The 12,493-nt window shown below is 72.6% G+C and carries 10 protein-coding genes; 9 read left to right on the forward strand and 1 reads right to left on the reverse strand.

Going from position 1 to position 12,493, the window contains the following annotated elements; translation table 11 throughout:
* The first annotated feature begins 118 nt into the window (after positions 1-118).
* On the forward strand, positions 119-544 hold the full coding sequence (locus KZ829_RS17140) for a hypothetical protein (protein WP_220144903.1): 426 nt from the start codon (positions 119-121) through the stop codon (positions 542-544).
* Between the two features lie 5 nt (positions 545-549).
* Here the strand turns inward: KZ829_RS17140 and KZ829_RS17145 are convergent, their stop codons facing one another.
* The gene (locus KZ829_RS17145; RefSeq protein ID WP_308285527.1) at positions 550-1,758 is read right to left on the reverse strand and encodes an EAL and HDOD domain-containing protein; all 1,209 of its coding nucleotides are present in this window, start codon (positions 1,756-1,758) and stop codon (positions 550-552) included.
* 153 nt (positions 1,759-1,911) lie between these two features.
* Here KZ829_RS17145 and KZ829_RS17150 point away from each other — a divergent pair, with 153 nt between their 5' ends.
* From KZ829_RS17150 to KZ829_RS44540, 8 genes are all read left to right on the forward strand, one after another.
* Positions 1,912-3,465 (forward strand): long-chain-fatty-acid--CoA ligase, encoded by a 1,554-nt coding sequence (locus KZ829_RS17150; RefSeq protein ID WP_220144905.1) that lies wholly within the window; start codon positions 1,912-1,914, stop codon positions 3,463-3,465.
* A gap of 141 nt (positions 3,466-3,606) precedes the next feature.
* The gene (locus KZ829_RS17155) at positions 3,607-4,878 is read left to right on the forward strand and encodes a GlnX family signal transduction membrane protein (RefSeq protein ID WP_246635804.1); all 1,272 of its coding nucleotides are present in this window, start codon (positions 3,607-3,609) and stop codon (positions 4,876-4,878) included.
* Positions 4,878-5,798, forward strand: coding sequence for a glutamate ABC transporter substrate-binding protein (locus tag KZ829_RS17160; RefSeq protein ID WP_220144906.1), 921 nt, complete (start codon positions 4,878-4,880; stop codon positions 5,796-5,798). Before KZ829_RS17155 ends, KZ829_RS17160 begins: the two co-directional genes overlap by 1 nt.
* A gap of 150 nt (positions 5,799-5,948) precedes the next feature.
* A complete protein-coding gene (locus KZ829_RS17165) occupies positions 5,949-7,175 on the forward strand; it encodes a hypothetical protein (protein WP_220144907.1) in 1,227 nt (408 codons plus the stop codon).
* On the forward strand, positions 7,172-9,451 hold the full coding sequence (locus tag KZ829_RS17170) for a serine/threonine-protein kinase (RefSeq protein WP_220144908.1): 2,280 nt from the start codon (positions 7,172-7,174) through the stop codon (positions 9,449-9,451). The genes KZ829_RS17165 and KZ829_RS17170 overlap by 4 nt, the downstream gene beginning before the upstream one ends.
* Before the next feature lie 10 nt (positions 9,452-9,461).
* Positions 9,462-10,547 (forward strand): PP2C family protein-serine/threonine phosphatase, encoded by a 1,086-nt coding sequence (locus KZ829_RS17175; RefSeq protein WP_220144909.1) that lies wholly within the window; start codon positions 9,462-9,464, stop codon positions 10,545-10,547.
* Positions 10,548-10,557: 10 nt separating this feature from the next.
* Entirely contained in the window at positions 10,558-11,820 is a 1,263-nt protein-coding gene (locus KZ829_RS44535) for a vWA domain-containing protein (RefSeq protein ID WP_220144910.1), read from the forward strand.
* Positions 11,817-12,464 carry an FHA domain-containing protein gene (locus tag KZ829_RS44540; RefSeq protein ID WP_220144911.1) on the forward strand — a complete coding sequence of 216 codons (648 nt, stop codon included), beginning with the start codon at positions 11,817-11,819 and terminating at the stop codon, positions 12,462-12,464. The genes KZ829_RS44535 and KZ829_RS44540 overlap by 4 nt, the downstream gene beginning before the upstream one ends.
* Positions 12,465-12,493: the final 29 nt, after the last annotated feature.

A 12,493-nucleotide genomic window follows, 5' to 3' on the forward strand; every position in this document is an offset into this window, starting at 1 on the left:
ATGATATTTCATGATCTTGACCGTTCGGGCTTCGCGCCGGACCTTGCCCTGGGGGGTTCTCTGCGGGCCTGAACGTTTCTAGGCTGACGCGACCACACTCAGCCAGGGGGTTGCGACGATGCAGGGCAGTGCGCGGAACGAGACCGTTCCCGGGTCGGCGAGCCTCAAGCGCCGCTGGACGCTGGTCGCCATCCAGGGCGGCACTCTGATCCCGCTGACCTACCTCTGGCTCGGCCCGGCCAGCGAGGCGGCCGCCGCCAGCCCCGAGCCCGATCTGGCCGCCGGGCTGGTCGGTCTCCTGCTGACCGTCTTCGGCCTGCCCTGGTCGGTCTTCGTCTGCCTGCTGGACAACCGTTACGACCTGTTCGACAGCCCGCTGCGCGACCTCTTCGTCATCGGCCCGGCGGTGTTCAACCTGGGCCTGACCGCCTTCGGCGTCTGGTGGACGAACCGCCACCCGGCCGTCGAGCACGAGTGGGAGATCATCGAGGTCACCGACGCCGACGGCGTGGAGGTCGAGGTGGAGGCGGAGCCCCGGTCCTGACCGGTTCAGTTACCGGTCTTGCCGGGGGCGTAGGCGTTGGCCGCCGTGAGGGTGAGGGTCGACCAGCGCATCGCGTCGAGGGAGAGCCCGGCCAGGTCGCCGGTGCCCCACTCGCCGTCCTCGTACGCCCGCACCGTGCTCAGCACCTTGCCCAGCCGGCCGGCGCCGTGGATGACCGCGTCGGCCACCTCCGCGCTCAGCGGCAACTGCTCGGCCATCGCGGCCGGGGTCGTCGCCATCACGCCTGCCATGCCGGTGACCAGCCCGGCCACGAAGGCGGCGCCCGGGTCGGCGCCGAAGCGCGGGGCCAGGCTCTCACAGAGGCGGGCCTGGGCCAGGGCGGTGAGCAGCTGCTCCTCGGGGGCCTCGCCCACGTCGTCGACCACCATGAGGGTGGCCCAGCGGCGGATCCGGTTGAGGCCGACCATCATGATCGCCTGACGGACCGAGGAGATCCGGCTGACCACCCCGGCGGCGACCGAGTTGCTGACCCGCAGCACGCGCAGCGCCAGCGCCGGGTCGCTCGCGATGATCGTGGTGATCTTGTCGAGCGGCACGTCCGGTGACATGAGGGCGGCGACCAGCTCCAGCCGGCGCAGCCGGGACGGGGAGAGGCTGGGCGTGCTGAGCACCTGGGGACGGCTCAGCGCGTACCCCTGGCGGAGCTCCATGCCGTAATGGTCGGCGAGCGCCACCTGGGCCTCGGTCTCCAGCCGCTCGGCGACGAGCTGGATCCCCGGATACTCGCGGCAGGCCGCCACGATCTCGTCGAGACGGCTCAGGTCGCCGTCGAGAAGATCGAGTTTGACGTACGAGGCCAGGCCGAGCAGCCGCTCGTGGCCGGAGCCCCAGACGAAGTCGTCGAGGGCGATCCGGTAACCGGCCTCGGTGAGGGCGGTCAGCCCGGCGATCACCTCGTCGTCGACGTCGACCGTCTCCAGCACCTCGAGCACCACCTGGTCGGGATCGAACGGCAACGGCAGCCGCCCGGTCACGAACTCGCGGGTGAGGTTGATGAAGCATGGTCGGTTGCCGACCACCTCGGCGATGCCGAACTCGGTGAACGTGTTCACCATGACGGCACTGGTGGCGTACGTATCCTGCCGCCCCGACTCGACGGCATCCAGACGGCCACGGAAGAGCAGCTCATACGCCACCACCGCGCCGGCCGCGTCAAAGATCGGCTGACGGCCCACGTGTACCGCGTCCAACACCGGGATTCCCACGCCAGAGCCATCGGCACCCGGCGGCCGGACTTGATGAATCGCACCACGAAACAAAGTCGAAACGGTGACTTCCACGGGTGGGGGCGGTCGTGCTGGGATGAGGCGGCCGTCACAACTCACCGGTAAGAAGGGTTCCACCGCATGCTCAACCTCTCCGTACTGCTGGAGGACAGCGCTCGCCACTACCCGGAGCGCACGGCTGTGGTGCTCGGCCCGCAGCGGCTGACCTACGCCCAGGTGGACGCCGCGGCGAACCAGGTGGCGAACATGCTTGCCGCACGGGGCGTGCAGCCCGGCGACAAGGTGGCGCTGACCTGCCCCAACCTGCCGTACTTCCCGATCGTCTACTACGGCATCCTCAAGGCCGGCGCGGTCGTGGTGCCGCTGAACGTGCTGCTCAAGGGCCGGGAGATCGCGTACCACCTGCGTGACTCGGGCGCCAGGGCGTACTTCTGCTTCCAGGGCACCCCGGAGCTGCCGATGGGCGCCGAGGGCTTCGCGGGCTTCACCGAGGCCGCGGACTGCGAGCAGTTCTTCCTGATCACCGCCGACCCGGCGGCCGCGTCGCCGATCGAGGGCGCCGAGACGATGGGCGCGGCGCTGGCCGGGCAGTCGCCGGTCTTCGAGACGGTGCTGCGCGACGAGACCGACGCCGCGGTGATCCTCTACACGAGCGGCACCACCGGCCAGGCCAAGGGCGCCGAGCTGTCCCACTCGAACCTGGTGCTCAACGCGCTGACCTGCAACCGGCTCTTCGGCACCCAGCCGGGCACCGACACCCACCTGCTGGTCCTGCCGCTGTTCCACTCGTTCGGCTCGACGGTCAACATGAACGCCGGCTTCGCCACGGCGTCGACCCTGGTGCTGCTGCCCCGCTTCGAGGCGACGGCCGCCGTCCAGCTGCTCCAGTCGGAGAACGTGACGTTCTTCGCCGGCGTCCCGACCATGTACTGGGGCCTGCTCAACGCCCTGGACCAGACCGAGGGCGTCGACGTCGAGCGGATCGCCCGCAACATGCGGGTCGCCGTCTCCGGCGGCTCCAGCCTGCCCGTGGAGATCATCAAGGCGGTCAAGGAACGCTTCGGGGTGACCATCCTCGAGGGGTACGGGCTGTCCGAGACCTCCCCGGTGGCCACCTTCAGCGACCCGGACAGCGACCCGCGCCCCGGGTCCATCGGCATCCCGATCTGGGGTGTCGAGGTGAAGCTGATCGACGGCGACTGGAACACCATCGAGAACCCGGACGAGATCGGCGAGATCGCGATCCGCGGGCACAACATCTTCCGGGGCTACATCGGCCGGCCCGAGGCGACCGCCGAGGTAATGCGCAACGGCTGGTTCCGTACCGGTGACCTGGCCCGCCGCGACAAGGACGGCTTCTACTACATCGTCGACCGGGCCAAGGACATGATCATCCGGGGTGGCTTCAACGTCTACCCCCGGGAGATCGAGGAGGTGCTGATCACCCACGACGCGGTCTCGCTGGCCGCGGTGATCGGGGTGCCGCACGAGAGCCACGGCGAGGAGGTCAAGGCGTTCGTGATCCTCAAGCCGGGGGCCACCGTCACCGAGGAGGAGCTCGTCGCGTGGGGCAAGGAGCAGATGGCCTCCTACAAGTACCCGCGCGTCGTCAAAATCGTCGATGCGCTGCCGATGACGGCGACCGGCAAGCTGCTCAAACGTGAGCTCAGCTGAACGTGAGGGTCGAGCACGGCGCCCGGCGGCTCCCGCCGGGCGTCCTGCTTTCCTCCGACCGCGCCGGGTCCGGCTCGCGGTTGCGCCCATGACGCACAGTGGACCTGCGGTTCCAACTGGGGAGAGGCTCACAGCGTGACGATGGTTCAGGCGCCGCCACGGGCCGCGCTGCAGCACCTCACCGGGTTGCGGCACACCTCGCCCGGCCGCCTCCAGCTGCTGCTCGTCACCCTGCTCGCGCTCACCGCGCTGACCGGCCTGGTCGCCGGCGTGACCGCGAGCGCCGCCGCCACCGGCACCGCCGACCTGCGTGACCGGGCCCAGCCGCTGATGAGCGAGGCGCAGACCGTCTACTCCTCGCTGGCCGACGCCGACACCACCGCGGCCCGCGCCTTCATCACCGGCGGCCTGGAGCCGGCCGGGCTGACCCGCCGTTACGAGGACGACCTGGAGCGGGCCGCCGCCGCGCTCACCTCGGCCGCCCGCCGCGTCCCCGCCGACGGCCGGGCCGGTGAGGCCATCCAGCGGATCGCCACCGGGCTCACCCGCTACACCGCGCTGATCGCCTCGGCCCGCACGCTGAACAGGCAGGGAAAGCCGGTCGGCGCCGCCTACCTGTCCACCGCCTCCCAGCTGAACCGGGAGACCCTGCAACCGCAGGCACAGCTGCTCTTCCAGGAGGCGCGCCGCGCGGCCGACAGTGGGTACGACGACGCCAGCGCCTCCTGGTGGCTCATGCTGCTGGTGGTGCTGTTCGTCGGGCTCGCGGTGGCGCTCGTGTGGACACAGATCTACCTGAGCCGCAGCACGAACCGGGTGTTCAACGTGCCCCTGCTGGCCGCCTCCGGGGTCGCCGTGCTCCTGATGGTCGGCTGCGTCGTGGTCTTCGGCCACCAGCGCGGCCAGCTGGCCGCCGCCGACCGGGACGGGTCGGCACCGCTGGAGGTCCTCGCCGAGAAGCGGATCCTGGTGCTGCGGGAGCGGGCCGACGAGGCGCTCACCCTCGCGGCGCGGGCCGGGCACGGGCCGCTCGAGGAGGAGTTCCTCCAGCTGAGCGAGCGGGTCACCTTCGACGACCCGCAGCTCGACGACATGCCGGCGCTGATGCGCGAGGCCGCCGACCTGCACGGCGAGTTCCTGACATCGCACCGGCAGGTCCGCTCACTCGACGACGGCGGCGACTACGAGGGGGCCGTGAAACTCGCCGCCTCGGACGGCATGGCGCAGACCTTCGACCAGCTCACCGCCACCCTCGACCGGGCCATGGACGACCGGCGGGCCGCCTTCGACTCCCGGAGCGAGGCCGCGGGGTCCGGGCTGGGCGCGCTCATCGTGCTGGGCCCACTGCTCGCGCTGGTGATCGGCGTGCTCGCCACGATCGGCCTGCGGGCCCGGCTGGAGGAGTACCGCTGATGCGCGCTCTCGCTGTCGTCGCCGCCCTCACGCTGCTCGCCGCCGGCTGCACCCCCGCTCCCCCGCCGCCGGCGCCCGGCCCGTCGCCCGCACCGTCCGCCACCGGCTCGGCGGCACCGGTCCCGGAGTGCGAGCCGCGGAAGAGCTGGCGCCCCACCCGGGGCCTGGAGATCCCGGCCGGCAGCCGGATGGCGGAGATCCGCGCACGCGGCCACCTGATCCTCGGCACCAGCCAGGACACCCTGCTGTTCAGCTCGCGCGACCCGTTCAGCGGCGCCATCGAGGGCTTCGACGTCGACATGGCGCGGGAGATCTCCCGGGCCATCTTCGGCAGCCCGGACAGGGTGCGGATCCTGGTGATCCCCCGCTCCCGGCGGGTGGACGCGGTCGCCACCGGCCAGGTCGACATGGCCATCAACACCATGACCACCAACTGCGCCCGCTGGCAGCGGGTCGACTTCTCCACCGTCTACTACGAGGCCGGGCAGAAGGTGCTGGTCGGCAGGGACTCGACGGTGACCCGGATCCAGGACCTCGGCGGCCGCACGGTGTGCGCGGCCAGCGGCTCCACCTCGCTGGAGAACCTCGCGAAGATCGAGCCGAGACCCGACGCGGTGGCCCGCCGCGACTTCGGCGAGTGCCTCGTGGCGTTCCAGCAGAACGAGGTGGAGGCGATCTCCACCGACGACACCATCCTGGCCGGCCTGGCCGCCCAGGACCCGTACGCCAAGGTGGTCGGCGACCCCTTCACCCAGGAGCCGTACGCGATCGCGATCAGCCGGACCCACCGCGACCTGACCGAGTTCGTCAACGCGGTCCTGGAGCGGATGCGTGCCGACGGCACCTGGAAGGCCCTCTACGACAAATGGCTGCACGACAGCGGCCCGGCGCCGAAGCCACCCGTGGCGGAGTACCGATGAGCGAGCTTGCGAGCGAATCATCCAGCTCAGTCTTGAACTCATTGCGACGCCGGAGCGCAGCGGAGGTGGCGCAATGAGCGAGCTTGCGAGCGAATCATCCAGCTCAGTCTTGAACTCATTGCGACGCCGGAGCGCAGCGGAGGTGGCGCAATGAGCCCGGGAAGCTTGCTCGCCGTCGACACCGAGCTGGAACGGCTGGAGAAGGCGGTGGCCGCCATCTCCGCCAACCTGGTCGAGCTGGACCAGAACCCGGACCGCCAGGAGCTCGGCCGGACCCGCCTGACCGGCCGCACCGCGGCCGCCTGGTCCGACGCCGGCGAGGCCCTGGCCCAGCTGTGGCAGGGCCACCGGCTGCTCGGTGACGTGATCACCCGGGCCCGGGCGCTGCGCGGGCACGGCGACCGCGCGCTGAAGCGGATGAGCGACGCCGACCGGGCCGCCTACCAGCAGGAGGTGCTGGGCCACTCGATCACCCTGGCCACCGCCACGGTGCCGCTGGCCCAGCGTGGGCTGCTCGGCTCCGGGCAGGTCAGCACCACCTGCACCCCGGCCGAACTGCTCGCCGGCATGGAGGCGGCGTTCACCACCGCGGTCGCCGTGGTGACCGCCGCCGGTGACGCCTGGCGCCGGGCCGTGCCCGCCGCCGCCGACGCCGCGGCCGCGCTGTCCCGGGCCCGCTCGCTCACCCGGCAGGCCGGCGCCGGCACGCTGGCGGCCGAGGCGGAGCGCCTGCTCGACGAGGCCGACCGGCTGCTCGGTGACATCACCGGCACCCTGGCCTCGGACCCACTGGGCACGAACACCGCCGGCCTGGACCGGGTGCGTGCCCTGATCGCCCGGGCCGACGCCGAGCGGACCTCGGCCACCGAGCTGCGGGAGTCGCTGACCCAGCGGCTGCGCGACGCCAGGGGGCTCGCCGCCGAGGTGGACGCGGCGTCCCGGGACGCCGCCGCGGCCCGCGACGCGGTGGCCGGGCGATTCCCCGGGCACCGGGTCGCCACGGTCCAAGGCGACAGCCTGCTGCCCGACCTGGTCGCGATCGAGGCGCTCGCCGCGGCCGGGCACTGGGCGCTGATCAGCCCCCGGCTGTCGGCCTGGGCCAGGCAGGCCCGGCAGCGGCTGACCGACCTGCGGGACGCGCGGGCCCGCAACGCCCACCTGCTGGCCGAGCGCAACGAGCTGCGCGGGCGGCTCGACGCGTACCGGGCGAAGGCGCTGAGCCGTGGGCTCGGCGAGGACCCCGGCCTCGGCCCGCTCGCCGAGACCGCCCGCGACGCCCTCTTCTCCGCGCCGTGTGACCTGACGACGGCGCGGGCCGCCGTCGACGCGTACCAGGACGCGCTCTCCGCCACCATCGCCGCCAGGGAGGCCCGATGACCAGCTGCCGGCGGGACAACTGTCCCGGAACGATCGAGGACGGCTACTGCGACACGTGCGGGCTCGCGCCCGTCACCACGCCCGCTCCCTCTCCCGCTCCCGCTGTCGTGGCGGGCCGCTGCAACCGGGACGGCTGCGACGGGACGATCGACGAGGGCTACTGCGACACCTGCGGGCTCGCCCCGGTCACGGTGCCCGCGCCCCGGACGGCGACCGCCGCGTCGGCCCGGGCGAGCAGCGCGCTGTCCTCGCGTACCCGGGGAAGCGGCCGGACCAGCGGCAGCTCCCGGACCGGCTCGGCCCGCCGGTTCGGCGGCGGGCTGGTCGCCATCGAGCCGATCCGCACCGCCGACCCGTCGACCGCCGTGATGACCGTCGCCGAGGTGCCGGAGTCCAAACGGTTCTGCGCGAAGTGCGGCAACCCGGTGGGCCGGGCCCGGGGCGAGCGGACCGCCCGCCCGTCCGGCTTCTGCCCGTCCTGCGGCGAGGCGTTCAACTTCACCCCCAAGCTGAGCAAGGGTGACCTGGTCGCCGGCCAGTACGAGGTGGTCGGCCCGCTCGCGCACGGCGGCCTGGGCTGGGTCTACCTGGCCGTCGACAAGAACGTGTCGGACCGGTGGGTGGTCCTCAAGGGCCTGCTCAACTCCGGCGACGAGGACGCGCTGGCCGCCGCCGTGGCGGAGCGGCGCTTCCTGGCCGAGGTCGAGCACCCGAACATCGTGAAGATCTACAACTTCGTCGAGTTCGACGGCTCCGGCTACATCGTGATGGAGTTCGTCGGCGGCAAGTCGCTCAAGGACCTGCTCAAGGAGCGCCGGGTCGACGGGGCGGCGACCCCGCTGCCGGTGGATCAGGCGCTGGCCTACGTGCTGGAGATCATGCCGGCGTTCGGGTACCTGCACGACCGCGGCCTGATCTTCTGCGACTTCAAGCCGGACAACGTGATCCAGTCCGGCGACCAGATGCGGCTGATCGACCTCGGCGGCGTGGTGCACGTCGACGACGAGGAGGCGGCGATCTACGGGACCGCCGGCTACCAGGCGCCGGAGATGGCCACCGACGGGCCGTCCCCGCAGTCCGACCTCTACACCATCGGCCGCACCCTCGCGGTGCTGACCACCGACTTCCGCGGCTACCAGGGCACCTTCAAGGACAGCCTGCCGGACCGGGGCGAGTTCGAGGTGTACCGGCGGCACGAGTCGTTCTACCGGCTGCTGGTGCGGGCCACCCGTACCGACCCCGGCGAGCGGTTCGCCGACGCGGCCGAGATGTCCGAGCAGATGCTGGGGGTGCTGCGGCAGGTCCTCGCCACCGACGGCACCCCGCGGCCGGCGGTGTCCCGCTACTTCACCGGGGAGCTGCGCACCGACCTGCGCGACGAGAAGGCCCGCTGGCAGGACCTGCCCGTCCCGCTGATCGACCTGAGCGACCCGGCCGCCGGTTTCCTCGCCTCGATCACCGCGGCCGACCCGAAGACCGTGCTCGCCCAGCTGCGGACCGCCCCGGAGGACACCGTCGAGGTGCGACTGCGGACCCTGCGGGAGCTGATCGTGCAGGGCGACACCGCGGCCGCCGAGATGGTCCGCGACTCGCTGGAGCCGGACTGGCGGGTCGACTGGTACGACGGGATCCTGGCGCTGTCCACCGGCGACCCGGCGCGGGCCCGGCAGCGGTTCGACGCGGTCTGGTCGGCACTGCCCGGGGAGCCGGCGCCGCAGCTGGCCCTCGGGGTCACCGCCGAGCTGGCCGGCGACCCGGCCACCGCCTGCGGGTACTACGACGTGGTGAGCCGCACCGATCCGGCGTACACGGCGGCGGCCGCGGGGCTGGCCCGGTGCCGGCTGGCGAACGGCGACCGGGCCGGGGCCGTGGAGGCGTACGCGCGGGTCCCCGGCACCTCGTCGGCGTACCCCAGCTCGCAGATCGGCGCGATCCGGGCGCTGGTCCGCTCGCACCGGACCGCGACGGTCGATGTGGACTCGCTGGCCACCGCCGCCGGGCTGATCTCCCGGCTCGAGGTGGAGGCCGCCCAGCTGGCGTCGCTGCGGGCCGAGTTGCTGGAGCAGGTGCTGCGCACCATGGACGGCGGCACCCGGCTCACCGGCACGGTGCTGACCACGGTGATCGGCGGGACCCCGGCGGAGAAGGATCCGGAACGGGACGTACGGTTCGCGCTGGAGTCGGCGTACCGGGAGATGGCCCGGGCAACGCACGGCGCGGAGAAGATCCGCCTGGTCGACCTGGCGAACGCGGTCCGGCCGCGTACGCGTACTTGAAAGGGCGGAAATGACGCTGACCACCGACTGCACCTCGTGCGCCGACGAGCGCACCGCCGGCGCGAGCTTCTGTGAGGTGTGCGGTCGCCGGCTCACCGAAACGGCGGAGCCGTCCTCGGCCCGGGAGGACTGCTCGCACTGCGGGGCGGTGGGCGCCGTGGACGACGACGGGTACTGCGAGGAGTGCGGCATGCAGGCCGGCCGATCCCGCGACCATCTGGAAGCCGACGGCGGCGCGACCGGCGCCGCGGTGAGCGACCGGGGCCGCCGCCACCACCGCAACGAGGACGCCATGTGGCTGGCCGTCGGGGCGGACGCCGCCGACGTGGTGGTCTCCGACGGCGTGTCGGCGTCGTTCGACCCGGACGCCGCCTCGGACATCGCGGTCCGCGCGGCCGGTGAGCTGCTGGCCGCCGCCCGCCACCCGGACGAGCAGCCGGCGCCCAATCCGGACGAGACGGTGGACCTGGAGCGTCCGCAGGGCGCGGTGGGGCTGGCCGGCGCGGTGGCGCACGCCATCGCCGGGGCCGCCGCCGCGGTGGCCTCGCTGGCGCACACCGGCGACCCGCGCCGGGCCGCCGCGAACCCGGCCTGCACGATCGTGGCCGCCGCGGTCCGCGGGCCGCACGTCGGGTACGGCTGGGTCGGCGACAGCCGGATCTACTGGCTGGGCCCGGACGGCCCGGCCGAGCAGCTCACCGAGGACGACTCGTGGGCCGCCCACGTGATCGCCCTGGGCGCCGACCCGGTGACCGCCATGAACGATCCGAAGGCGCACGCCATCACGGCGTGGCTGGGCGCGGACGCCGGGCCGGTGGCTCCGCGGGTGCGCTCGTTCACCGCCACCGAGCCGGGCCATCTGATCCTGTGCAGCGACGGACTGTGGAACTACCTGCCCGACCCGGCCGAGTTCGGCGCCGTGATCCGGGAGGCCCTGGCCGCCGCTCCCGGCCCGCTGGACGCGGCCCGGGCACTCGTCGCCTACGCGAACGCGGCCGGTGGCGGCGACAACATCACGGTCGCCCTGGTGCCGGTGCACCCGGTGACCGAGACCGAACCGAAGACGACGGAACTGTCCACCACCAGCGAGGATTGAGGAGACACGCGTGTCGTACACCGCTGAGGCGTTCCAGAACGAGTACCTCGCCACGGGTGCGAGCGAGGTCAACGCGATCGTGACGATCACGTCGGCCGGCAGCGAGGGCGGTCGCCGCACGGCCGGCGCCACCGAGATCATCATTGTGGACGCGTCCGGGTCGATGCAGGCCGAGGGCCGGATCGGCGCGGCCCGCCAGGCCGCGAAGGCGGCCGTCGAGTGCATCGACGACGGCGTGAACTTCGCCATCATCGCCGGCGTCAGCACCGCCCAGCAGCTGTTCCCGGACCCCGGGCAGCTGGCGGTCTCCTCGCCGCAGACCCGGGCCGACGCGGCCCGGGCGATCGACCGGCTCCAGGCCAACGGCGGCACCGCGATGGGCGCCTGGCTGTTGATGGCCGCCCAGCTGTTCGCCCAGCGGCCGGGCGACATCAAGCACGCCATCCTGCTGACCGACGGCGACAACGGTGAGCGGGCCGGCTATCTGGAGACGGTGCTGGACCAGATCAAGGAGCAGTTCGTCTGCGACTGCCGGGGCGTCGGCGCCAACTGGAAGGTCGCCGAGCTCCGCAAGATCGCCGACCGGATGCTCGGCACCGTCGACATCGTGGCCAAACCGACCGAGCTGACCGCCTCGTTCCAGCAGATGATCACCGCGGCGATGGGCAAGACCAGCGCCGACGTCCAGCTCAAGGTGATCACCCCGGTGACCAGCAGGATCCGCTTCGTGAAGCAGGTCGAGCCGCGGGTGGCCGACCTGACCGGCAAACGGGTCGAGGACGGGCGGGCGGGCCGTTACCCGCTCGGCTCCTGGGGACAGGAGAGCCGCGACTACCACCTCTGCTTCGACGTCACGCCGGGCAACGTCGGCGACAACATGATGGCCGGGCGGGTGCAGATCCTCGAGGGTGACACGGTGCTCGCGACCGTACTGGTCAAGGCGACCTGGACCGAGGACACCGCACTCTCCACCAAGATCAATAGGCAGGTCGCCCACTACACCGGGCAGGCCGAGCTGGCCGAGGTGATCCAGGAGGGGCTGACCGCGCACAAGGCCGGCGACGACCGGACCGCCACCATCAAGTTCGGCCGGGCCGCCCAGCTCGCCCGGGCCAGCGGCAACGCCGCCACCGAGGAGCTGCTGTCCAAGGTGGTGGAGATCGAGGACGCGGTCACCGGCACGGTCCGGCTCAAGCGCCGGGTGGCGGCCGAGGACGAGATGGCCCTGGACACCCGCTCCACCAAGACGGTCCGGGTGGGCCGCGGCCAGTGAGCGCCTACACCTGCCCGAACGGTCACGCGTCCACCGAGGACGACTTCTGCGACACGTGCGGCTCCCCGATCGAGGGCGCCGCACCCGCGGCCGTGGTGACCGCTCCCCCGGCCGCCGCCGAGCCGGCCGCACCGGCCGGGGACTGCCCCAAGTGCCGGGCGCCGCGGGGGCCGGGCCGGTTCTGCGAGGACTGCGGCTACGACTACACGACCGGGCGGGTCCCGCAGTTGAGCACACCCACTCCGGCGGCGCCGGCCGGCGAGTGGACGGCCACGGTCTTCGCCGACCCTGACTACTTCGCCGACAACGACATCGAGGGCGTCGAGTTCCCGTCCGGCGCGCCCGGGCGGACCGTCCGGCTGGCCCCGCCACAGGTGCGGATCGGCCGGCAGAGCTCCTCGAAGGGCACCACCCCGGAGATCGACCTGGCCCAGGCGCCCGCCGATCCCGGGGCCTCGCACAACCACGCGCTGCTCACCTTCTCGGTGGACGGCACGTGGCTGGTCTCCGATCTCGGCTCGACCAACGGCACCTACCTCAACGGGGAGGCCCAGCCGCTGGACCCGGGACAGACCCGGACCCTGAAGGACGGCGACCAGGTGCACGTCGGCGCCTGGACGACGATCACCCTGCACGCGCCGTGACGGCCGCCGGGCCCCCGGCGTGACCGGGG

This window comes from Actinoplanes hulinensis, from assembly GCF_019429605.1.
Classification (GTDB): Bacteria; Actinomycetota; Actinomycetes; order Mycobacteriales; family Micromonosporaceae; genus Actinoplanes; species Actinoplanes campanulatus.